This window comes from Mucilaginibacter sp. UR6-1, from assembly GCF_020880975.1.
Lineage (GTDB): Bacteria > Bacteroidota > Bacteroidia > Sphingobacteriales > Sphingobacteriaceae > Mucilaginibacter.
This window is the reverse complement of sequence record NZ_JAJIWP010000008.1, coordinates 47,868-72,728: the sequence shown is the minus strand read 5'-3', so window position 1 is coordinate 72,728 and position 24,861 is coordinate 47,868. Positions and strand designations below refer to the sequence as shown.

The 24,861-nt window shown below is 45.4% G+C and carries 18 protein-coding genes and 1 riboswitch; of the genes, 8 read left to right on the top strand and 10 right to left on the bottom strand.

All coding sequences use genetic code 11. From position 1 onward, the window contains the following. Positions 1–101: 101 nt before the first annotated feature. The 8 genes from LJ707_RS19940 to LJ707_RS19905 all read right to left on the bottom strand — a co-directional run bounded on the left by LJ707_RS19940 (position 102) and on the right by LJ707_RS19905 (position 11,137). Positions 102–1,025: an RraA family protein gene (locus LJ707_RS19940; RefSeq protein WP_228954463.1), complete on the bottom strand. Its 924-nt coding sequence runs from the start codon at positions 1,023–1,025 to the stop codon at positions 102–104. Positions 1,026–1,048: 23 nt separating this feature from the next. Next, a complete protein-coding gene (locus tag LJ707_RS19935) occupies positions 1,049–2,287 on the bottom strand; it encodes an amidohydrolase/deacetylase family metallohydrolase (protein ID WP_228954461.1) in 1,239 nt (412 codons plus the stop codon). 63 nt (positions 2,288–2,350) lie between these two features. Then, on the bottom strand, positions 2,351–3,559 hold the full coding sequence (locus LJ707_RS19930; RefSeq protein ID WP_228954459.1) for an aminotransferase class V-fold PLP-dependent enzyme: 1,209 nt from the start codon (positions 3,557–3,559) through the stop codon (positions 2,351–2,353). A 29-nt stretch (positions 3,560–3,588) separates the two neighbouring features. Beyond that, positions 3,589–4,047 carry a RidA family protein gene (locus LJ707_RS19925; protein ID WP_228954458.1) on the bottom strand — a complete coding sequence of 153 codons (459 nt, stop codon included), beginning with the start codon at positions 4,045–4,047 and terminating at the stop codon, positions 3,589–3,591. A 126-nt stretch (positions 4,048–4,173) separates the two neighbouring features. Further along, the gene (locus LJ707_RS19920; protein ID WP_228954457.1) at positions 4,174–5,703 is read right to left on the bottom strand and encodes a SusD/RagB family nutrient-binding outer membrane lipoprotein; all 1,530 of its coding nucleotides are present in this window, start codon (positions 5,701–5,703) and stop codon (positions 4,174–4,176) included. 41 nt (positions 5,704–5,744) lie between these two features. Continuing rightward, positions 5,745–9,116 (bottom strand): SusC/RagA family TonB-linked outer membrane protein, encoded by a 3,372-nt coding sequence (locus LJ707_RS19915; RefSeq protein ID WP_228954456.1) that lies wholly within the window; start codon positions 9,114–9,116, stop codon positions 5,745–5,747. A gap of 196 nt (positions 9,117–9,312) precedes the next feature. Beyond that, positions 9,313–10,308: a FecR family protein gene (locus tag LJ707_RS19910; protein ID WP_228954455.1), complete on the bottom strand. Its 996-nt coding sequence runs from the start codon at positions 10,306–10,308 to the stop codon at positions 9,313–9,315. 262 nt (positions 10,309–10,570) lie between these two features. After that, positions 10,571–11,137 carry an RNA polymerase sigma factor gene (locus LJ707_RS19905; RefSeq protein ID WP_228954454.1) on the bottom strand — a complete coding sequence of 189 codons (567 nt, stop codon included), beginning with the start codon at positions 11,135–11,137 and terminating at the stop codon, positions 10,571–10,573. Between the two features lie 296 nt (positions 11,138–11,433). On the opposite strand from LJ707_RS19905, the gene LJ707_RS19900 reads away from it, so the two are divergent. The 7 genes from LJ707_RS19900 (at position 11,434) to LJ707_RS19870 (ending at position 22,870) form a co-directional block, all read left to right on the top strand. Then, complete coding sequence (locus LJ707_RS19900) at positions 11,434–13,008, top strand: Na+/H+ antiporter (protein WP_228954448.1); 1,575 nt, start codon at positions 11,434–11,436, stop codon at positions 13,006–13,008. Between the two features lie 72 nt (positions 13,009–13,080). Then, positions 13,081–13,266, top strand: a riboswitch (cobalamin riboswitch). Between the two features lie 184 nt (positions 13,267–13,450). After that, positions 13,451–15,763, top strand: a complete 2,313-nt coding sequence (metE, locus tag LJ707_RS19895; protein WP_228954447.1) for a 5-methyltetrahydropteroyltriglutamate--homocysteine S-methyltransferase — start codon at positions 13,451–13,453, stop codon at positions 15,761–15,763. A gap of 344 nt (positions 15,764–16,107) precedes the next feature. Further along, positions 16,108–17,454, top strand: a complete 1,347-nt coding sequence (locus tag LJ707_RS19890; RefSeq protein ID WP_228954446.1) for an acetylxylan esterase — start codon at positions 16,108–16,110, stop codon at positions 17,452–17,454. Between the two features lie 15 nt (positions 17,455–17,469). Beyond that, complete coding sequence (locus tag LJ707_RS19885; RefSeq protein ID WP_228954445.1) at positions 17,470–18,321, top strand: hypothetical protein; 852 nt, start codon at positions 17,470–17,472, stop codon at positions 18,319–18,321. A 12-nt stretch (positions 18,322–18,333) separates the two neighbouring features. Then, positions 18,334–19,155, top strand: coding sequence for a hypothetical protein (locus tag LJ707_RS19880; protein WP_228954443.1), 822 nt, complete (start codon positions 18,334–18,336; stop codon positions 19,153–19,155). A gap of 2 nt (positions 19,156–19,157) precedes the next feature. Continuing rightward, positions 19,158–20,501 carry an acetylxylan esterase gene (locus tag LJ707_RS19875; protein WP_228954442.1) on the top strand — a complete coding sequence of 448 codons (1,344 nt, stop codon included), beginning with the start codon at positions 19,158–19,160 and terminating at the stop codon, positions 20,499–20,501. 35 nt (positions 20,502–20,536) lie between these two features. Then, positions 20,537–22,870: a tetratricopeptide repeat protein gene (locus LJ707_RS19870; protein ID WP_228954439.1), complete on the top strand. Its 2,334-nt coding sequence runs from the start codon at positions 20,537–20,539 to the stop codon at positions 22,868–22,870. A gap of 32 nt (positions 22,871–22,902) precedes the next feature. Here LJ707_RS19870 and LJ707_RS19865 read toward each other — a convergent pair whose 3' ends face one another. Continuing rightward, complete coding sequence (locus LJ707_RS19865; protein WP_228954436.1) at positions 22,903–23,121, bottom strand: hypothetical protein; 219 nt, start codon at positions 23,119–23,121, stop codon at positions 22,903–22,905. Between the two features lie 81 nt (positions 23,122–23,202). Beyond that, positions 23,203–24,300, bottom strand: coding sequence for a carboxypeptidase-like regulatory domain-containing protein (locus tag LJ707_RS19860; protein WP_228954434.1), 1,098 nt, complete (start codon positions 24,298–24,300; stop codon positions 23,203–23,205). A 118-nt stretch (positions 24,301–24,418) separates the two neighbouring features. Here LJ707_RS19860 and LJ707_RS19855 point away from each other — a divergent pair, with 118 nt between their 5' ends. Next, positions 24,419–24,829, top strand: coding sequence for a hypothetical protein (locus LJ707_RS19855; RefSeq protein ID WP_228954432.1), 411 nt, complete (start codon positions 24,419–24,421; stop codon positions 24,827–24,829). Positions 24,830–24,861: the final 32 nt, after the last annotated feature.

Here is a 24,861-nt window from a genome sequence, read left to right as displayed (position 1 = left end):
AAATGCTTGCGCAAATTATTTTTTATTTTTTACTGATGCGTGGTTTAAACAACAAAGCCCCGTTGTGTATAACAACAGGGCTTCAATAAAAGTAATTAATATTACCAGGTACGCTTTTCCATAAACTGGTCTAATTGCGCGCGGGTCATTTTCATTTCTTCGGGATGCTTTTCGAGCCATTTAATAAAGGCATCCTTTATTTGCGGTGTCCATTGGCTATCAATCTCCCCTGTGGTATAGGTGCCGGCTTTCAGCATCTCCTGTCCAAACTTATCGCGCAAGCCGATAAATTCAGCGGTAATGATCACCTTTTCGGCCAGATGAGCCGGGATAAATAACACACCCTCCCGCTCAGAGATGACCAGGTCGCCGGGCAACACAATGGCCTGCCCGATTCGGATAGCCGTATTCAACCCCATCAATACCGACTCAGCCAGGTAAGACGGATCAAAATCGCGCACAAAAGCATTAAAGCCGTCTATTTTTGCAAGGCCCTGCAAATCACGGGCTCCACCATCAAAAATTACACCGTTGCCTGATTTTTTGAAGATAGAGTTACCCAGGTTATCGCCTATCAGCGTGCCATCTTTAACTTTGCCAAAACCATCAGCCACGTAAACATCGCCTGTGGTAAGTACGTCAATTGGCCAGGCGTTGGTGTTACCTTTTCGGCCCTGCTTATTACCGCGCTCTTTAATGTTCTTTTCAATATCAGGCCGGGCAGGCATAAACATGGCGGTTACCGCGCGACCAACAACAGGTTTATCATTTACGGTTTTCCAGCCGCGCTCAAACTGGTTATTGTAGCCCTCGTTACGTAAAACTGTCCAGGCTTCTTCAATGCCTATATTTTTGGCGCGTTCTATCAACGCGTCGGGTATTTTAGGGCGGCCATCCTTAAACCGTTCGCCTTTCCATTCCGAGGTGTAAAATACCAGTTCGTCGCGGGTAATGGTTTGGGCATTGGCATCAGTAAACCAACCTAACAATACGCTTAAACCAATGGCAATCTTTTTAAATCTCATACAAATAAACTTCAGCTAACAAATTAACGGATAGTGATTGGATTGGCAATACCATTCAGATCGTACACTATTTTACCTGCGCGTACGGTCAGTTCACATTCCAGTTTTTTATCAGTTTCAACCTTGCGGCCGGTGTAATCAAACAGGCCAAATTTTCCTTTGCGGATGTTGAGTACAGCCACATCAGCCTCGGCACCAACGCTGAGGTTACCCAATTCTTCATGTTTTATTTCCATCGCCGGGTTTGAGGTTGACGCTTTGATCACGCTTTTCAGATCCATACCTATAGCCAAAAATTTCGACATGGTGGTGAGCATATCCTTCATGGCATTGTTCATGCTGCCGGTGTGGATATCGGTACTGATCGAGCTTGGAAAAAAGCCTTCCTTAGCCGCCGGTATGGCCTGCGAAAATGCAAAGCTGATACCGCCGTAACCTACGTCAAAATAAATACCGCGCTTGCGGGCTTCCCATACAAAGGGCTTTACTTTTTGCGTTTGCTGGTCAACAATATATTCCCGGCCGTTTATCTGTGCAAAGCAATGGGTAAAAATATCGCCCGGGCGCAGGTGTTGCATAAACAACTCTTCAATAGGCAATGGCGGTTGGCTTCCGCCAAAGTCAATCATCACCGGTATATCACCGGCGGCTTTGCCTGCGGCCACGGCACGGTCAACCGGCGACCAGTCGTGCCCCTCGTAATGCGCTACCTTAAAGCCAACTATATATTTTTTAAACCGGTTTGCCATTAATGCCGACATGCGGGTGTCCATATCGTTTAGGTTTTGCTCGTAGCCGCCACGCATACCCTCGCCAACTATATTTAAAAAAGCCAGTACCCTTGTTTGCGATTGATCAATGGTTTGTTCTTTAAACGTAGTGAACGTACGCCAGCCCGAACTGCCTGCATCTACAACGGTAGTTACGCCATTGCGGAAGGTAAAGCCATCAGGCGGCAGGGCAAGGTTACCATTCTCGTACTGATGATCGGGCGCGGTACCAAAAAAATTATGTGAGTGGATATCGATCAGTCCCGGTGTAACGTACAGGCCTTTGGCATCAACCGTTTGCTTGGCCGTACCGCCTATGTTTTTAGCCACCTTAACAATTTTACCATCAGCAATGGCTACATCCATCACCTCGTCAATATTATTCTTTGGGTCGATAACGTGGCCGCCCTTTATCAGTATGCTGTAGGTTTGCGCCGATGCACTATTGCTTAAGCAAAGTGCCATAAACGCAAATACAAATATTTTTTTCATCGCTGTATTTTTAGATCGAGAAAGAAAAAGCCGACAAAACGTATTATAAAGCGCCGACTGTAATTATGCTGATGCTTGCTGTAAAATGGCTTTTACCCTGCCAGCCACTACATCTATCTGATCGGTACGCAGCAGTACTACACCGATGATCAGCGAATCATCCCGCTCATTGGCAACTATGCTTGGGGTTCCGCTTTTTAAAGCAACAACTACCTGTTTAGGGGTAGTTTTTATTTTAGCCTGATCCCAGTTTACAAACAAACTCGGGAAGGCATTTGCCGGTCCGGGATAAACCACCATACGGGTTTTTACGGTCGATATAGTTTCCAGGTTAGCGCCGATAGTTTTGGTACGCTGTTCCCAGTCGGCCCATTCCTTTTTATGGTCACGCTCCAGGTAAGCCTTTAACGCGGCATACATACCAAACATTTCTTCCTTATTCACCTTCATCGGCCTGCCTATCGGTGCCTCGTGCGGACTATGGTTTAAGCGCGCGGCGGCTATCAGATCCTTACGGCCAAACAACAACCCGGCGCTTTGCGGCCCGCGTATCATTTTACCGCCGGAGAAGGTTACCAGGTCAAACCCCATCTTCTGGAATTTGAACAGGTTTTCAACCGGGGGAACATCTGCCGCGGCATCTAAAAAGGTAGGAATGTTTTTGGCCTTGGCCACTTTTAAAAAGTCCTCATGGCTGATGCTGCTTTTACCAGCCGCATTAAAAAACAGGGCCATAACCGTATTGCTGTTAATAGCGGCAGCCATTGCGGCAGCGCCTTCAACTTCAATAATTTTAGCGCCGGTGGTAAGCACCGCCTGGTCAAACAAATACCTGTGCGATTTTTGCATGATCACCTCCGGCCTTGCGCCCGGCAGGTTGGGCAGCATTTTTATCTTTTGCTCATCGGTACCTGTAATACAAGCCGCCGTACCCAGTACCATGGCACATGCCGCGCCCGATGTTACCATAGCCGCTTCGCAATGCAGCATTTCGGCAATTTTGGCACCTACTTTATCCTGTAATTCATACAGGTTAGCAAAATCATGCGAGGTAGAGTTGATAGCCTCCAATACCTCCGGCAGCATCAGCGAGCCTGAAAGAAAGGTCATGGTAACCGATGCATTGATTACCGGGGTTACGCCAAGCTCCTTAAAAAAATCGCGTTTAGATGCAGGTGCCGCTTCGGGTGTAACCGCGCTCGCTGCCTTTGCTGTCAGCGCCCCCGCAAAGGGGAGCATTGACAGGCTTTTTATAACGTTTCTACGTTTCATTATCAAAGTTTAGTGGTGGTTTTAGCCGATCATATGTAGGCAATACAGTCCATCTCAACAAGCGAATCGCCGGGTACACCACCTTTGGCAACAGCTACCGTGGTACGCACCGGAGGTTTTTTACCAAAACGGCCCTTGTATACCTCGTTCATGCCTTTGTAGTCGGCAATATCATTCAGGTAAACATTTACCTTCAGTACCTTTTCCATTGATGAACCTGCTTTTTTAAGCTCCTGCTCAAGCTCTTTGAGTACAATCTCGGTATGGGCCTTAATTTCAAAGGGTGCAGTGTGCGCGCCTTTACCGGCTATAAAGATCATGTTGCCCAGTTTAGTTGAACCGGAAAACAGCGGAACATCATCCTGCATGGTAACATTGTTAACTTCCTTCTCTTCGGCTGCCTGTGCAGGAGCAGCCTTGGCAAGGCCAAAAACAGATAACCCGGCTACTGATGCCAGCATTTTCTTTACGATCGATCTTCTTTCCATTTTGTTATTATTTGTTTTTTCTCTTTATGTTGAATATGACTAAGTTAAAAAATGAATAGCCCGCCGACAAATCATTAAACCGGCGGGGACTATTCGCCACTTAACTAACCAAATTCTCTTTTTTCCTTATGGGCGATCCCACCACATGCGGGTCAGAAACTCATCCGCACCCTGGCGTGCGATAACTGCCTTGTAGTTTTCGCCATTTAAATTCTGCTCCGTTGCGGGGTATAAAAACCGCCTGAATATTTTACCGCCCGTAGCGTTACCCACATAAGTATTTGGGGTAAGTTTAGGATAGCCTGTGCGCCTGTAGGTATTCCACGTTTCGGTAGCGTTAGGGTAAACGCCTACCCAAAACTGCGTGTAGATCTGCTCTAACTGCGCATCAGTGCTGGCGCTGGTATTCAGCTCATGGTAACGTATGTAGGTGTCTATCTGATTATCCGATATATTACCCGCGCCGGTACCAAACTGTGCCCATTGCCTCATGGCGGCGCTTATACCATTCTCATAAGCCACACTTGCCGATGCGCCTGTGTACCAGCCACGCAAAGCTGCCTCTGCTAACAAAAAGTTAGTTTCGGCATTGGTAAGTAATAAATATGGGCTGTTAAGCTGTAGGATGGTAGCCGGGTTAGGCTCCGAGTAGGTCACAAAATCAGCAGGTTTAGTACCCAACATGGCCGACATGCCTTTTTGCACGGATGATGTAGTATCAGGAGTTGTACCATTCCAAACTACCGAAAGCACACCCAAACGCGGATCGTTATTCGTTTTCAGAAAGTTGATGAAAACATCCTGAAATTTTCCACCTTCGGGGTTACTGTTACCATTACCCGCTATATAATCGGAGTTATACAAATTCAACGCGAGCGGGTTTTTATTGATGTCCTGGCCTGTTGATACGTAACCGGTAACCTTGGCTACATCGGCATCATCCAGTATCACACCACCTGCAATGGCTTTTTTAGCCCATGTTTCTGCAGCGGCAACGTCTACCTTGGTCATGCGCATGGCCAGGCGCAGCATCAGCGAGTAGGAGAATTTTTTCCATTGTGCCATATTACCTTTATAGATCAGGTCGGCAGCGCCAAAGGTTGTCGCTGTGGTAGTTATCGCTGTTGCGGCCTCATCTAATTCCTTCAGCATATCGGCGTAAATATCCTGCTGCTTGTCGTACACCGGCTTAAAAATACCATCGGTAAAAGCCTTACCAGCCTCGCTGTAAGGCACATCGCCATACAGATCAGTTACCCGGCTAAAACAGTATACACGCCATATACGCGCGCATTGCAACTGGTTTGATAACGCTGCATCGTCTTTCACCTCGCCGATAACCTGTAATATCTCGTTTATTTCCTTCGGGTAGGCGTTATTGAATACCGGCCACGATTGCTGGCTTTGGCTCAATACATATTTAGCGCCAAAGCCTGCCACATCATTATAACTGGTGGTATATTGCATGGTGCCTTGCAGCAGGTTAAGCACATCGCCGGTGCCATCAAGTAATGATTTGGTAAAGATGAACGCCGGTGTTGGATTTGGCGATGTGTTAGGATTGGTGTTCATCTCCTCAAAATTCTTGTCGCATGCCTGTAAACCTATCGAACAGGCTATGATCAGGAGAATATATTTTCTTAAGTCTTTTTTCATCTCAAATTGTCCTTTTAATAATTACTGGATCAATGCTTTACTTAAAACTTAACCATAAGGTTTAAACCAAAACTACGGGTACGCGGTAAACCGAACGACTCAAAACCCTGGCTTGACCCATTGGTAAAACTGGCTTCGGGATCAAAATTGTCGGTTTGGCTGTATAACGTGAGCAGGTTACGGGCAACAAATGCTATGCTGGCCCCCTGTAGTTTGGCAAACTTTAACTTATCAACAGGTATATTGTAGGTTAATATCACCTGGCGTAGTTTTACAAAGCTGGCATCGTGCAAAAAGAGTTCTGAATATGATTTATTGTTATCATAGTAAGTACGCAGATCAGCCACCGGTACCGTGCGCGAGTAAGGGTTGCCGCTTTGGTCAACACCGCTTAACTGCAAGCCACCATCACGCCCTGGCAATGTGCTTTTCATCAAGCCTAAACGCGTACCATAAATCTCCATCAGCGATAGTATCTTGTTGCCAAACTTACCATCAACCAATACATTCAGGCTAAATCTGTTATACCTGAAATCATTTGTTAAACCCATGGTGAGCGGCGCAACGCCATTGCCTAAAGTTTGCAGCGGTGTGGCAACCGGCAAACCGGTGGTTGAGTTATAAACTATATTACCTGCGCCATCGCGCTGCATACGCGTACCTACTATGCTGCCATAAGGCTGCCCAACAATGTTGTTAATATAACCCCATCCATTTACTGACGATGCCATCTGTATCTGATCTAACCCATCAGCCAGCCTGATCACCTCATTTTTATTATAGGCCACGTTGTAGCTCGCACTCCATGTAAAAGCTTTGGTTTTTATCGGGGTACCATTTATTAAACCCTCGACACCCTTGTTGCTTAGCTCGCCAACGTTAAGTATGCGGTTATTGTAGCCTGATGTGCCAGATATGGCAACAGATACAATGTCGTTAGCGGTTTTACGGTTATACAGCGTCAGATCAAAGCCTATCCGGTTATCCAAAAACCGTGCTTCGATACCGGCCTCTGTTGTGGTGGATGTGTATGGGCGAAGGTTAGTGTTGGTCATGGTAGTGCTGGCCACATTTTGCAAGGGCTGCCCTGAGCTTGGTACCAGCATAAATGCCTGGTTGATCTGGTATGGATCAGGCGCGCCGCCGCCTACCTGTGCCCATGATGCACGCACCTTGGCATAAGTTATTGATTGCGGCATTTTAAACGCTTCGGACAATACAAAACTACCGCCTACTGATGGGTAGAAGATATTATTGTTTTGCGGACTAAGCGTTGAAAACCAATCCTGCCTGCCGGTAAACGTCAGGTAAGCAAAGTTCTTGTAACTCAAATCAGCCGAGCCCATTAAGGAGTTGATGGCGGTTTTGTTATTGGTTGGTGTGGTAGATATTGTCGATAAATTGGTAGAACTGTAGAAGTAAGGAATGATGTAATTAGCGCCTACAATATTTGATTGGTTGTAAACCGAGCGCTGCTGATTGGCGCCTACAAAGGCGGATATGCCGAAATCTTTCACCTGCGTATTGTAGTTCAGGGTTACCAACGCGTTGGTTTCTGATGCATCAGCCTTTAACTCATTGTACTGGCCGTTAAGTACATATAATGTACCTGTCGGGATGATGTAATTGTAGTTGTAGTTGTAAAAATCGCGGCTTACCACACCTTTGATAGACAGGCTTTTAAGGAACTGATAAGTAACACCGGCCTGGCCGATAAAGCGGTTTTTGGTATCTTTTTGCTGATATTTATTTACAACGAAATAACTGTTTGAGGCTATGGATGCATCATTCCATGGAATTTCGTTACCGTTAGCGTCATAACCCGGATCAAGCCACCTGATGTCGGCGGTGTTGGCTATCATATAAGGCGTCCAGTTAGGGTTGCCCAAGGCATCGCCCGCGCTTGCACGGTTTTTAGCATTCTCAATATTATATTGTGCCGAAGCCTCAAAGCTCAATTTTTCGCCAAGCTTACCACTTACGTTAAGGTTGCCTGTTTTACGGTTAAAATCACTATTCGGCAAAATGCTTTTACTATCCAGGTCAGACATGGAGAAACGATAGGTTACCGCCTCGGTGCCGCCGGTAAATGCTACTGTATTGGTGAAGTTGGTGCCAGTACGGTAAAAGTTTTTGATATTATTTTTTTGAGCTGAATATGGATGCTCAAGGCCATCAAAGCCAACATAAGTTGAGCCATCAATACGCGCCCCGAACGAGCGGCGGCCTGTTTGTATAGCGGCAGCCTGGGTCATTGGTTTTACACCGCCATCACCCTGGCCGTACTCGTACTGCCAATCCGGAAACACCGAAGGTGATTCGGCAGTAAAGGTGGAGTTATATTCCACACCGATACCTTTACCGGCACGGCCTTTTTTGGTGGTGATCAATATAACACCGTTGGCCGCCCTTGCACCGTAAAGCGCGGCAGCGGTACCACCTTTAAGTACGCTCATTGATTCAATATCATCCGGATTGATTCCCGCGATACCATCGCCACGGTCAACATTACCGCCGCCCGCGTTGGTAGAGGCGCTGCCGCCTGGTACCGAATTATCAATAGGCATACCGTTTACCACATACAGCGGCTGGTTACTGCCCGATAGTGAACCGTTACCACGGATCAGCACGCGGCTTGATCCACCCGGACCGGTTGAAAGGCCCGTTGCGTTAACACCTGCCACCTTGCCGGTTAAGGCATTTGCCACGTTATTTTCCCGTGCCTGGGTAAATTCTTCGCCCTTAACCTCGGTTACGGCGTATGCCAGTGCCTTTTTTTGCTTTGATATACCCAAAGCCGTTACCACCACCTCATTAAGTTCGGTTTTGTTTTCGGCTAACTGCACATCAATGGTAGCACGGCCATTAACCTGTACCTCCTGGGTTATAAAACCCATGTATGAGAATACTAATATCGAATTTTCGTCAGGCGCGGTAATGGTATAGCGGCCATCGGCATTGGTAACGGTGCCGTTGTTACTACCTTTTATCATTACGCTAACACCTATCAGTACCTGGTTGGTTTTATCAACCACCTTACCGCTAACCTTTAGTGGCGCGGCAGATGTTTCGGCCGGCGGCGCGGCATCTTCAGTAACAGGGCTTCTTTTATCTATCAAAACCACATTGCCCGATATGGAATATTCCATACCGATAGGGTTAAGCATGCGCTTTAACACGGTACCTAATGGCTCATTCTTTACATCAACACTTACCTGTTGTGTGGTAACAATTGAATTACTGAATACAAAGCTGATCCTGGTTTCTTTATTGATCTGCCTCAAAACATCCTTAACAGGCATGTTGGTTACATGCAGTGATATACGGGTATTGAGGTCTTGCGCGGAAAGTTTTTTGGCTGACGCGTAGGTAAAGCAAACAGAAATAATGGTACAAATTAAACTTAACCGCATAAATGCTTTACATATCAAATGTGAGGACAATGATTTATTTGTCATATATTTGATCAAAAATTTATAGTGATGAAATGCCCTTACGGGTTTAACTATGAATTTGAGGGCCCTCGGCCCATAGAGGTTGGATGTGCTGGTACCACATTCAACCTTATTTTTTTATGTTATTTTTTTCGCTATAGTGGTTCTCCTTCTATTAATTTAATTGGTTATTACTGTTAGCTGTTATGGTGTAAGTGTTATTGGTGTTGGTATAGCGGGTGTGCGTTATTTTGGTAACCGCCTTTAATATGCCCGATAATGTTTGCCCCTGAAATATGGCCGTTATACGCTGCGTGGCCACTTTATCATCCAAAACATTTATGGTTACACCGTATTTATTGCTGAGCACGGCAGCTACCTGTTTAAGGTCGGCATTCTCAAATATCAGTTTATCATCTATCCATGCTATGGCGTCTTCAGGGTTTTTGAGTTTGGTCAGCTCAAATTTGCTTTTCCCGGCATTCATGGTGGCTGATTGCCCACGGGTAAGTACTGCTAAAGCATTGGCCTGCTCGTGCTTTACAGCAACCTTACCGGTTAATACTGTAACATTAAGCGGTGATGCCGCACCCGGGTAAGCGCTTACTGTAAATGTTGTACCCAATACATGGGTAAGCAATTTACCGGAGTGTATTACAAAGGGCTTATCGGCATCATGAAAAACCTCGAAGTAAGCCTCGCCTGTAAGGTATACCTCGCGTTTATCGCTATTAAAATTTTCAGGATAACGTAAACTGCTGTTGGCATTAAGGGTAACCCGTGTGCCATCATCAAGCAATACTACTTTGGTTTTGGCAGCCGCAGTTTGCCGGGTTATATAGTTTACTGCTGTTGGCTTACTATAGCGCGGGTATAAAAACAATGCCGCACCGCATATAATTAACAGCAGGGTGATGTATTTAAAACGCAGCCTTGCTTTTTTAATAGCCCAAAGCCGCATAACTATATTTTGATAAATACTATCCCAATTTACGGCATGGACCGGTTGGCTATGCTTTGCCTGCTCCCATTGTTTTTTGAAAGCACCATCAAGATCATCAAAATTATCTGAATCCTTTATCGTCCTTAAAAACTCATCAAACTCCTCACGGGTACATGAATTGTTCATGTACTTTTCAAAGAGCTCTGATTTCCGCTGCCTATCGTTCATTAATATCCTGATTGATATACTAAAGACACAGCAAACAAGCAAACAGACTAATGAAAATTAAAAAATTTGATATTTTATTAAAATCACACGCATTTAATAAGCTAAACAAACTCTGAAATGAGCCAATTATAAAAATCGAGAATAGGCCATGTAGGATGTTATCAATTTATTTAAGTAAAAAACGCCAATAAAGCAATTATTGCACATAAATAACCTTTATAATTACACTGGCAGTAATGGAGTAACTAATTCACCTTAAAAATTAGCTATATAAACAGCAGATTATAAATATAAAGGTAGGATTTACTCCATTTTTAGTAAGATAGGTATTGATAAAACTCAAAGCAGCCATTAAATGATTTTTTACGGTATGTTTTGACAGGTTAAGCTGAGCGGCAATTTCGTCATAGCTCATGCCATCCTCCTTACAAAGCTTATAAACCAATTGGCGTTGCGGGGAAAGCTTACTCACCGCTTTAGAGATCAGGCCACGGCACTCAGATGCTGCAAGCCGTGCCTCGGTATTATTATCGTTAACTACAGCTACGCGCATAAGCTCATTTACCAACTTAACATCACTGGCGGTTTTGCGCAGGTAGTTTAATGAGTAATTGCGTGTTATAGTATATATATAGCCACCCAGGTTTTTTACATCATGTAAAGCCTCGGCGTTAGTCCATAATTTAATGAATATCTCCTGGGTTATTTCCTCAGCAGCATACTGAGATTTTGCTATAGCGTAAACCTGGCTATAAACCTGACGCTTATAACGATCAAAAACTTCTTCAAAGGTTAAATTCTGGTGGCGATTTAATTTGAACCCTCTCATTGTTAACAGATAACTATTACATGATTTTGAACTTTCTAATATAATTAAAAAGCAACCACAACAAAATTTAAATTGTTTAAATGTTATTAAATCGTTAAATAAATTTGCCGAATGTGACTATTCGCAGTTAAAAACACTATTTCTGTTAGCGTTATTGATCTGCCACCAACATCCTAAATTGATTAATTTCAGCACTCACATTACCACGGGCAACACTTTATAACTATTACATGGCCTGTATAAGGGGATGTATCAGGAAAGATTTTATTTTTACTGATACATTTTAGCCATAACCTATGCTCAGTAGTTTCCCGTTTTATATAAGCCTTGTAGTAATTATAATTTTGCTCATCATGCTGGCCAACCGCATCAGGATAGCCTACCCGGTATTGCTTGTGCTGGCAGGCCTGCTGATCAGTTTTGCCCCGGGCATACCCGCGCTGCATATTGAATCGGAATTGATATTCATTATATTTTTACCGCCTTTACTTTACGATGCCGCCTGGCAAATATCATGGAAAGAGTTGTGGCACTGGCGGCGGGTAATAGGCAGCTTCGCGTTTATTGTTGTGTTTTTTACAGCGCTTGCCGTGGCTTTGGCGGCCAATTATTTTATACCGGGCTTTTCGCTCGCGCTTGGTTTTTTGTTAGGCGGCATCGTATCACCGCCGGATGCGGTAAGCGCCGGGGCTATACTCAAGTTTGTAAAGGTACCTAAACGCATCTCATCCATACTTGAGGGCGAGAGCTTGCTGAATGATGCTTCATCGCTCATTATATTCCGCTTCGCGCTCATTGCGGTAGCCACAGGGCAGTTTGTATGGCATGAGGCCGCCCTCTCATTTGTGTGGATGCTGCTGGGCGGTGTTGGCAGCGGCCTTATCATTGGTTTTGTGACCATGAAGATGCACAAGTTTTTACCCACTGATGCCAATATGGACATCATCCTGACCATTGTAACACCCTATGCCATGTACATAACGGCCGAAGAGGTTGGCGGCTCGGGCGTTTTGGCCGTGGTTGCCGGTGGCTTATTGCTGTCAAACAGGCGGCTGCTCTTTTTAAACAGCCGATCAAGGTTACGAAATGTAAACGTTTGGGAAAGCCTTAGCTTTATTTTAAATGGTTTGGTTTTTATACTGATAGGGCTTGACCTGCCGCAAATTACCGCGGAGCTGGGCAAAACCAGTATATCCGATGCCATAGTATACGGCCTGATCATAACACTGGTATTAGTGATAACCCGGTTAATGTCGAGCTTTGGTGCCGTAGCTGTTACCTTGATAGCACGCAATTACATAACCGTTGCGGACACGCGCAACCCCGGCGCAAAAGGCCCGCTTGTTATTGGCTGGGCAGGCATGCGGGGCGTGGTATCATTAGCGGCGGCATTATCTATTCCCACGCATTTAGGCAGCGGGGCCGAATTTCCGCAACGTAACCTGATATTGTTCATCACCTTTATTGTAATACTTACTACCCTGTTGGTACAGGGCTTAACCCTGCCGGTAATTATTAACCGCTTAAAGCTTACCGATCCGGATTATAAACTTACAGACGAGGAAATGTACCTTGATTTGCGCAAACAGCTTAACCGGGTGGCGTTGCAGTATGTTGAAAGTAACTACCGGACTGAGCTTGACCAGCTTCCGGCATTGCAGCAAATAGCCCAAAAATGGAGATCAAACTTGCGCGATCAGGATACCGACACTATTGACCAGGGCTTTAAAATGGTATACAGCCAGGTGCTTGAGCACCAGCGCAGTTGGCTAACACAAACCAACCACAACAGCAGCGCAGTAAGCGAAGACGTGGTACGCAGGCATTTGCTCTTTTTAGATCTGGAGGAAGAAAAAATAAGCTATATGTAAAGCTTGCGCGAACAAAGCGGCATCAACCATTTTTATTTTACGTATTTTAGCCCCTGCAAGTTCTTTACTTATCTTCATCAAACCGGTACGGGTTTTACAAACGCTAAATTAATAGGGAACCGTGTGAAAATCACGGGCTGTCGCGCAACTGTAAGTAACGCCAAAGGTTTTTGCCACATCATGTCCACTGTCGTAAAGGCGGGAAGGGCGGCAAAAATGTTACAAGCCAGGAGACCTGCCTGTTACCGAATTGACAATGCTTTCGCGATTTGAAGCAATTTGATCAGGTATTGATGTACATGTAAGCAGCCCGCCTGTATTGGTTTGGCTTGCCCTGTACTGTTGTGCCTATATCTCATTTTCTTTCTTTTTTATCGTGATGCTTTGCGAAGCTGGGCTAAAGCGCTTTTAACAGATTTATTAATTAATTTTTTTAAAAGACATGCTAACGCAAAACTTAGGCTACCCGCGCATTGGTAGCCGCCGTCAACTCAAAAAAGCCTGCGAGAATTACTGGACAAACAAGATCGACCTGAAGGAACTGAACCAGGCCGCTAAAACCATCAGGGAGGATAACTGGCAAACCCAGTTGGATGCCGGTATTGACCTTATACCTTGTAACGATTTTAGCTTTTACGACCAGGTACTGGATATGAGCCTGCTTTTGGGCGTGATACCCGACCGCTTTACCCCTGTACTTACCGAGGTAAAAACCAATACCGAAACCGACCTTTACTTTGCCATGGCACGCGGCTACCAGCAAAACGGGCTGGATATTACCGCGCTGGAAATGACCAAATGGTTTGATACCAACTACCATTACCTGGTACCGGAGTTTAATCAGGCGCAGGAGTTCAGGATATTCTCTGAAAAACTGTTTGCCGAATACCAGCAAGCCCGCCAGTTTTTGGGCGGCAAGGCCAAACCTGTATTGGCAGGCCCTGTAACCTACCTGCTGCTGGGCAAGGAAAAAGGCAGCCGTTTTGAACGTATCGACCTGATAAAAAAACTGGTTCCGGTATATGTTGACATTATTAACCGCCTTAAACAACAAGGCGCGGAGTGGGTACAGATAGATGAGCCGGTGCTGGCGCTTGATCTGTCGGCAAAGGAGAAGGAAGCCATTGAGTATGCCTATAAATGGATAAGCAATCGCATTAGCGGGGTAAACATTTTAGTAGCTACTTATTTTGATGCCTTGCTTGATAATACCTCACTTGCGGTAAACCTGCCTGTTGCCGCCCTGCATATTGACCTGGTACGCGCGCCGCAGCAACTGGATGCCGTTTTGGCACAATTGCCCGAACGCTTAAAGCTATCGCTGGGTGTGGTTGACGGCCGCAACATCTGGAAAAATGATTATAAAGCTTCGTTGGAACTGATAGAGAAGGCTACAGCGGCTATCGGTGCGGATCGTGTTATTATAGCGCCATCATGCTCGCTGCTGCATAGCCCGGTTGATCTCGACCTGGAAACAGAACTTGATTACGGTCTTAAAAACTGGATGAGTTTTGCCCGGCAGAAATTAAACGAGGTTAGGGAGCTTAATACCATAGCCATCGGTAATGATGGCCAGCAATATCTGCAAGCCAACCAACAATCTATAGAAGCACGGCGATCATCAACACGGGTACATAAACCTGCCGTTAAACAACGCATAGCCGCGTTAAGTGATGCGGATGATAAGCGTACCGGCACATTCCCGGTAAGGCAGCAGCTACAGCATCAACGCTTTAAACTACCCGCCTTCCCTACAACTACCATTGGCTCATTTCCGCAAACTGAGGACATACGCCAGCTACGCGCTAAATTTAAAAAGCGTGAACTAAGCGCTGCTGATTATGAGCAAGCCCTTGAAAAGGCCACCATTGATGCCATACGCTGGCAGGAAGAAATAGGCATTGATGTACTTGTACACGGTGAGTTTGAACGTAATGACATGGTGGAATACTTTGGTGAGCAGTTAGATGGCTTTGCCTTTACCAAAAACGGCTGGGTGCAAAGTTACGGCAGCCGCTGCGTTAAGCCCCCGGTAATTTATGGCGATGTTACCCGCCCGGTGGATATGACCGTTAAGTGGAGCCGCTTTGCCGCGGCGCAAACCGATAAGCTGATGAAAGGGATGCTTACCGGACCGGTAACCATACTGCAATGGTCGTTTGTGCGGGATGACCAGCCACGCGAAATCACCACCAACCAGATAGCCCTGGCAATACGGGATGAGGTAGTTGCGCTTGAACAAAACGGCATAGGCATTATACAGATAGACGAACCGGCTATCCGCGAGGGCTTACCGCTGCGTAAGGCTAACCGCGCCGCTTACCTTGATTGGGCGGTAAAGGCCTTCCGTATATCGGCCAGTGGCGTTGCCGACCAAACGCAGATACATACGCATATGTGCTATAGCGAGTTTAACGATATTATTGAGCACATTGCCGCTATGGATGCCGATGTGATCACTATTGAAACCTCGCGCTCGCAAATGGAGTTGCTGGAAGCATTCGCCAACTTCAAATATCCTAACGAGATAGGGCCGGGCGTTTATGATATACATTCGCCGCGCGTACCAACCACTGCCGAGATGGTGGCCCTGCTTGAAAAAGCCGCCGAATTGTTGCCCGCCCGCAACCTTTGGGTAAACCCCGATTGCGGATTAAAAACCCGCAAATGGCCCGAAACCAAAACAGCACTGCAAAACATGGTAGCCGCCGCGCATGAAGCCAGGCAAAGGGTTAATGCCGAAACAATAGCTTAATATTTTAACGGGCAGGAAAATTTTTCTGCCCGTTTTTGCTCTACCTTAACCATCAACGCTAAAAAGCTACCTCCCTGTGGCCAATGTTAAAACCATCTGTTGGTATTGATTTTGCTTTTTAACAGGTACCGAAAATAACGATTAATTAATACTTAATATTTAAAGCCCATACATGAGCTTAATGTGACTCTGTTTCAAGCGGAACAGTTTCATAATAGCTTTTTGTTAAGGCTCTACAATATGGGGCATTGGGTAATTTTTTCCCTGATTTGGGTAAAATTATTCTTAATTGTTAATTACGGTACCTGATTAAAATACATTGACTATTGAATAATTGAGCCCAAATGAATAAAATTTTAGCTCTTATTTTTGCTTTATGCTTTAGCATATGCGCACCTGTGCTTGCTGTTTGCCAAACCAACGGGCATGAAGAAGCCGCTGAGGAGGAAGGTGAAGTATTTTTGGATATTACATCAAAAAGCAAGAACGCCATTTTCATTGATCCTGCTGATGTAGCTTATAATATCAAGATAAAAAGCACCTATAAAGAAGTACAGGAAGGCAAAGTAAGCTACGAACTTAAAACCGACTATGGCAAACATGTTTTTACTGATTCGGTAAAAGTAAAGATAGGCCCGGGTGGCAGCAAAAAACTAAGTTTTAAGATCCCTGCAAAAACGCCCGGCTTTTACGAGTTGAGTTTTCGTTTCAATCTTTCATTATATGATGATACCGTACGCCGCGTATTTGGTGTAAAGCCCGATCAGATAGTAGCGGAGAATAACCGCCCGGCTGATTTTGTATCGTTCTGGCAAAAAACCCGCGATTCGTTAAGCAAAGTTCCGCCTAAATATCGTGTGCTGGAGCGTAAGGACCTATCGACACCAAAGATCACCGTTTACCTGGTGGAGATGCGCTCATGGAACAACGCGCTGATTCGCGGCTGGCTTACCATACCTAAAAACCGCCCTAAAAAATTGCCGGTGCGTTACCGTGTGCCGGGTTACCTGGTAACCATGGAACCCAGCATGATGGAGGATGACTTTGCGGTATTCTCTATAAACGTGCGCGGTAACGGTAACAGTAAGGATGCCATCAATACCAAAGGCATCCAGTATAACCTCTACAATATTGGCGACAGGAATAACTATGTGTACCGTGCCGTGTATATGGATTGCCTTCGTGGAGTCGATTTTATCGCTTCGCACCCGGATATGGGGTTAGATACCTCTCGCATATCTATTGATGGCGGCAGCCAGGGCGGCGCTTTGGCTATTGTAGTGGCCGCGTTGGATAAACGCATAAAACTGGTAACTACCGAGGTACCGCTGTACAGCGATATCCATAATGCCGTGCGCATATCAAAAGCCATGCACCCAAATACGCAAACCCCGGTGTGGTACATGAATAATTATGTGAGCCAGAAAACCGGCTTTACCGAGCAGCGATTATTCAAAACATGGGATTATTTTGACCCGCTGAACTTTGCAGGCATGGTGCGCTGCCCGGTGCTGATGGGTATTGGTTTGCTTGACGAACTGTGCCCGCCAAGCTGCAGCATTGCCATGTACAACCGGCTGGCCACTCAAAAAAAGGAATTATGGATAACGCCCGACAAAGGCCACGAGGTTGACGGTAACTACTACCGCTTTCAATACCAGTGGCTGCGCGAATATTTTTTACTGCCTTAATAACCCTGAACCGGAATGAAAATTAAGATACAGATACTTTTAAGCGCATTGCTTATAACCTTAGCGCAGGCTATCCCGGCAAGGGCAGGCTGGCCGGTAGGCAAAAGGCATTATGTAATATCAACCACCATATCGTTCTACAAGGCTGATAAGGGTTGGAACAACGCAGGCAAGCTCGAAAATATTGACGGTAGTTTCCAGGCACAATCAATAGGTGTATATGCTGCTTACGGGCTTAGCCGTGGTTTAGATCTGATAGCTACCCTGCCTGCATCGTACCAAACAACTACTAACCAATACGGCACCTTTCACCAAAGTGGCGCGGGCGACTTGCAACTGGGTTTGAGTGGGGTGCTTAAACACTTTAATTACGCTAATTACATTACACTTTACGTAGGTGGCGTAGCCCCGTTGTATAAAAACACCGATATCAAAACATTCGGGCTTGGCAACACGGGCATGGTGGCAAGGCTGTCAAACTCCGGCCCGCTGGGTAAAAAAACGTATTACAATGTCGATCTGGGCGGCGGACAATACTTTGGCAACAACGCGCCCCGCCAGTTAACCTGGGATGGATTGTTGGGCTTTAAGCTGGATGATGCAAATCAGTTAAATTTTGGCTATGGCGGCATCTATTCGCAAAGCGATGATAAGGGACTTACGCTTAACGCTTTCGCTGCGCGCAATTATGCCTATCAGCGTGCTACAGCAGGTTTCGGGCATACTTTTTCAAAGCGCTTTACCATGAATTTAAGCGGCTTTTACATTATTACGGGGCGTAACACCGGCCAGGGTTACGGTGCTTCATTATCAGCATCCATGAAGTTGCCTTACTATGCCAAACATCACGCTAATTATTTAAGATAACAGGTTATCAATATGAAAATACTTTACAAAACAGCTATTGCCTTTATCATCGCGGCGCTACCGGCTACAGTTATGGCAGGTGGCTGGCCGGTAAAAAAGGGCAATTACCTGGTATCGGTAACGGCAAGTTACTTCAGGGCTTCGCAACTTTGGGATAAGGGCGGCAAGCTGGGCAGTTATGACCAGGGTGGCTACTTCGAGTCGCGCTCGCTATCGCTTTATGGCGAATATGGCATCAGCCGCAGGCTTACCGGTGTGGTATCATTACCTTACATCATCAACGAATTTAAACAACGTGATCTGCCCGCCGCAACTTCACAGGGCTTGGGCGATATGGAGTTTGGCGTTAGGTATTACCTCACCAACATCAACTTTAAATATTACTTTGCCATACAGGGTATGGCCATCGCGCCGCTTTACAGCAATACCGGGCTGGGCTTTTCATCAGGCGGGGCCGAGGTGAGGGCCATCGGTTCGGGCAGCGGCAAGATCGGCTCAAAAAATTATTATATGAACCTTGAAGTAGGCGGTCGCCAGTATTTTCAAAACGCGGGGCCGTTCCAGGTACGTTACACCGGTGCTTTCGGCCTGAACTTTGATAAACATAACCAGGTAGCTGTAGGCGTATCAGGCAACTACTCTACCAGTATCAACAAAACGCTCGATCAAAACCTCGTGTTAAATAAGGATTTTTCATATACCCAGGGCTCATTCAGCTATGCTTATATCGTTAATCCTAAGCTGTCGTTTTTCGCGGGAGTTAACCAGTTTTTAGTTGGCCGTTCAACCGGTAAGGGTACTACATTTTCGTTGTCGGTAATTACTAAGTTTTAATAATGTATAAGGTCAGGATACTATTTACGGCTATTTTAATGCTTGGGGCAACGCAGGCTTTTTGTGCCGTGAACAGTTTTTTGCAGCAACAGCAACACGAAGAGCAGGAAGGCCCGGAGCAAGAGGGCGAGTTTACTTTTGAGGCATCGCCCAAAAAGAAAGAAGGCATTTTTCAGCCCGGCGAAAAGGTAGAGTATGAGCTGAAGATCCATAACTCGTACAACGTAGTACAAGAGGGTACGCTAAGCTACCTGGTTACCGATTTGAAGGATAAAGAGCTTGGCTCCAAATCAATGCCGGTAAAGCTGGGCAAACATGCCAATGGCAAATACGCCTTTACCCTACCGCAGCAAAGGGAAGCGGGTTTTTACAAGGTATCATTCATGATCAACGTTACCGAATATGATGACACCCTGCGCCGCGTTTATGGCTTTAACACTAAACAAATAAAATCGACGGCCCAGCGCCCGGTTGATTTTGATGATTTTTGGTCGGATGCCCGCGCGGAGCTCAACGCCGTGAAGCCCAACTTCAAGGTAACAGAGCAGCCCGATATGGCACAGGGCGGCACCAGTGTTTACCTGGTAGAGGCACAATCATTAGGTAACCTGAAGGTACGGGGCTGGCTCACCATGCCTAAAAATATTAAGCCCGGTAAAAAACTACCGGTATGGCTGGTACTACCGGGCTATGGCGGCATTGGTGTTAAGCCGATATTCGGTAATTCTGAACTGGCTATCCTCTCCTTCAACGTACGGGGGCAAGGCAACAGTCGTGACATTGTGCATCCTACTAAAGATGGCTACCTGACCACCGACATCGAGAACAAAAAGAAATACATTTACCGCGGCGCGATAATGGATTGCATACGCGCGGTTGATTTTATATGCTCCCGCCCGGAGTTGGATTCAACCAACATCATCTGTTCGGGCGGTAGTATGGGTGGCTATTTAAGTATTGTTACCTGTAGTTTGGATAAGCGCGTTAAACTATGCTCGGCCAATAACCCGGTTTTTTGCGATTTCAGGGCTTTACAGGGCAACCCCGACTGGCCAATGAGCGCCATAGTTACCTACAGCAAAAATAAATATATCCCGCTTAACAAGCTGCTGGATAACCTGGATTATTACGATCTGAAAAATTTTTCAGGTAATTTGAATTGTAAGGCGCTTATTGGGGTGAGTTTGCTTGATAACCTGGCGCCGCCATATAATGAGTACACCATGCTCAACAATATTAAATCGAACCCTAAGGTGTTTGTTTACCCTGAGCTGGCACATGAGGTACCACCATCATTATTTACTTATTTAAGTAGCTGGATGATGGATGAATTCGGAATTTTTTAAGACTATTGTATCACCTAAACAGGTTTTGCATTTATATGAGATATTGTTTATTGTTGCTGTTATTCGTGTATGCCCCTTTTACCTTCGCTCAAACGAGCGATGCTTATGTGCAGCGCGGTAATACCAAGGCAAACGCAGGTAACCAGCAGGGCGCAATTGAGGAATTTACTAAAGCTATCGAGGTAAATCCGAAGAACGTGAACGCCTACTTTTACCGCGCCAATGCTAATGGTAACATGCAAAACTTTAAAGCGGCGATAGATGATTTTACATCAGTTATAGGCCTGAAGGACAATTACCCTAATGCCTACTTTTATCGCGCCAATGCTAAAAGCAACCTGAAGCAGTTTAAAGAAGCCATTGTTGATTTTGATAAGGCGGTGCTGCAAAACAGCCGCAATGCCGATATATTTCACTACCGCGCCAATGCCAAACTAAACATTGGCGATAATGCCGGCGCCATTACCGATTTTACCCGCGCTATAGGCATTAATCCTAAAAAATACGAGCTGTTCGAATACCGCGGCGTAGCCCGGGCCAACATTCGTGATTACAACGCCGCCGTGGCCGATTATACACAGGCTATTAAATTAAACCCACGTAATGCCGATGTGTACTACTATCGTGCAAACGCAAAAAGTAACCTTGCGGATTTTAAGGGCGCGATAGCTGATTTTGACAAAGCGCTGCAACTTAACCCACGCAATGCCGAAGCATTTTATTATCGCGGTAACGCAAAAAGTAATATAAATGACAATAAGGGCGCCATTGATGATTATAACATGGCCATTAAGCTTAACCCAAAGCTTACCGACCTGTATCATTACCTGGGCAACGCCCGCAGTAATAGCGCCGATAATAAAGGTGCCGTTGCCGATTACACTAAAGCGATTGAACTTAACCCGGTTAATGCTGAGTTGTACTTATACAGGGGCGTAGCCTATAAAAATTTAAGCGAGGCTGATTCGGCAATGGAGGATATTAACCGTGCCATCCGCCTTAACCCTAAATATGCTGAGGCCTACCTGAACCGTGCTTATCTGCATGTGGATAGCCTGCGATACGAGGCTGCGGTGATGGATGCCGATAGCGGCTTGCTTTACAGTCCCAAAAATGATAACCTTTTCGCGCTGCGTGGCAAGGCTAAATATTATATGAAGGATACCACTGCCGCGCTGGAAGATATTAACAAGGCACTGGAGCTGAATCCGCAAAGTGAAACCGCCTATAATACCCGCGCCGATCTGAAGGTGGATATGGGCCAGTATGCCGAAGCGATAAAGGATTACGACAAGATATTGGCCATCAATCCCGGCCGTACCGATATTTATACCAAGCGGGGCGATGCTAAGGCAGGTGCCGGTAATAATAAGGCGGCCATGCTCGATTATGAAAAGGCGCTTGAGCTTAACCCCAAAAATGAACAGGCTATGCTGAACCTTGGCATGGCGAAGGATGAACTAAGCGATTATAACGGCGCATTAAAATTGTACACCGCAGGCATTGCGCTTAATTCTAAAAACAAATTTTTTTACCTGCAGAGGGGCATAACCCGCAGCCATTTGGATGGATCGCGGGTGGCGTTGCTTGATTTTGATAAGGCGATAGCTATTGACAGCAATTTTGCGGAGGCATACGGTAACCGGGGATTGGAAAAACTACGCGATCGTGATAGCGAGGGCGGCTGGATCGATCTGAACCATGCCATACAGCTTAACCCTGCTCCTGAGAATTACCTGCTGCTTGGCGGCGCCAAAATGGAGCAGAAAGAATACCAGGGCGCACTGGATTATTACAGCTTAGCTATTGAAAAAGCCCCACGAAACATTAAGGCCTATATGATGCGGGGTATTGCCAAAAGTTTGCTGGCCGATACCGCCGGTTGTTTTGATGATTTTAATACCGCCTTTAAAATTGAGCCGCAAAACGAAAACATCTACATAGAAAGATCAAAAGCACGCCTAAACCTGCGCGATTCGATAGCCGCTGTAAAAGATTGTAATACCGCTATTGATCTTAACCCGCAAAACGCGTCGGCACATTTGCAACGGGGCGTGGCTAAGTTCGCCTTGAAAGATTCGCGCGGGGCTATACAAGATTATACCGAGGCGCTGCGTTTGCAGGACAATTTGAAATTGGCCTACATTCGCCGCGGTGAAGCAAAGGCGCGCCTGCGTAACTATGCCGATGCTATAGCCGATTATAATACCGCGCTTAATTTTAACGACAGGGATAAGCAGGCTTACTACCTGCGCGGCCTTGCGCGCATAGCCACAAAAGAAAAGGAGAATGGGTGCCTTGACCTGAGCAAATCCGGCGAGCTGGGACTGAAAGAAGCTTACGATGCCATACGCAAGTATTGCAACTAATACTTATCAGCAAAAAACAGAAAAAATTTTAATTAAAATTGCTGACGGCTGCGCTGTATCTGGCGCTTGCGGTCGGTAACGTTTTTGTAGGGGAAAAGGTTATCGGCAATAATAGAGTACAGCAAAACATTTACCGCCGGAATATAAAATACCGCCTGCACATCCGGATGGTCGCGATAAAAAACCACACACAAAATGAGGCTTAAAAAAGCTACCGCCAGATAAAAAATGTACTTACCAAATCGTTTCATTGCTTAGAGGCTGTAAAAATACGTAAAAGCCCTGATAATGAGAAAATAATCCCACCAAATTATATAAAAAAACTATCCCTTTTAATCGTCAATCGGCGGCTCATAATTTACGGGCAATAACTCCGCTATGCGCTGTGTAGCCCAGGTACCTTCGTTTATAACACTATGCGGATCGGTTATTACCCCGTTAAGATCAAAAACCGCGTACTCTTCCCTGATATCAATAATTGATGCCTCATGTTTGGGCGCCTCTTTCAGGTTCATGGCCCATTTATTTTCCTCTGAATTGCGCCTGCGCTTATACATTACATACAGGCAATCTTTAAACTGCAGCGCGAAGAGCGTGCGCTGGTCGGTATGCTTTATATAATCGGTTACGGCCAGCGGTTGCTTTACGAGGTATTGCACCCGGTTAAAGATGCCTTTGCCTTTAGTGGTATCGCGCACCAGCCTCAGCACTTCAAAATGTTCATCAGCAAGGCGGTTGCCAATGGCCGAGCGTAAAAAATGCACCTGCGAGCCCTCATAAACTTTGAGCCTGTTCTTCCTCCATTTCTTTTTTTGCGATGCCGTTCCCTTCATCTCCTGAAACAGGGTTGAACCGGCATAAAAAAGCATCCTGTTCCGGTTGTCACGTACAAACTCCTTGAGCAGGTACTTAATACGATAACCCAACTGCTCGTTCTCAATAATTAAAAAATCATCTGTTGATGCCTTTAATACCAGTTTATTATCGCTGTATTCCAGATCAAGTATCTCCGGGTTAAGTATTTTGCATTTTGATGCCAGTTTTGATGAACCTATAAACTCCCGCTTAAAAGCATCAAACTTGGCAAACCATTCCGCATCAGGCCGTACGTTAACCTCATTCAGTACTATAGACTTTGAAATTAGCTTTATATCTTTCAGATCAATATCGGCACCATCAATAAATACGTTGCCCATGTAAGCCTCATACCCTACTGCCGATATTACAATTTCGTACTTACCGCCCTTAACATTTACCAGACTGAAGCCGCCATTGGCAATGCTGGCCGTACCGATGGTGGTGTTGTTGAGTAACACACTTGCTTTATCAATAGGCTTATTATCAACAGCATTAAGCACCCTGCCTGTAATTTTATACTGGCCTATGCTACTTAAAGGCAACAACAATAAAAGGTACAATAAGGATCGCATTAAACTAAGTTATTAGTTATAAAGATATGCAACAACAGCTTATCTGCAAATATATTTACGCAAAAGGGTTAAACCTTTTGCGGCAAAATTGTTCTTACCCTTATAAAAACATTACAATATGAAAAGAATTTTGACCCTCGCACTGTTGTTCGGCATAGCACTATTTGCCTCATCATGCAAAAAAGAAGTTACCCAGGTTATACAGCCTAACCAAACCGTAGTATTCCCGGTTAGCTCATCAGCATGGCAGTATGACAGTGACCTTAACTCATGGTATGTAAATTTAGATATGCCCGAAATTGATGACTATATTCAAGAAAATGGGGGTGTATTAGTTTACATGAACCGTGAAGGAGATGGCTATGAGCAATTGCCATTTTTATATGACCAGGTAACCTATTCATACGTAACCTTTGCTGGAGGCATCCAGATAACCGCACAATATTATGATGCCAACGGAACTTCGGACACCCCTCCGCGTCCTACCTCATCAACGCTTAAAGTGGTTTTAATTGATTCGGTACGATAAGCATAATACATTATTTGCAAATGCCTTCGCTA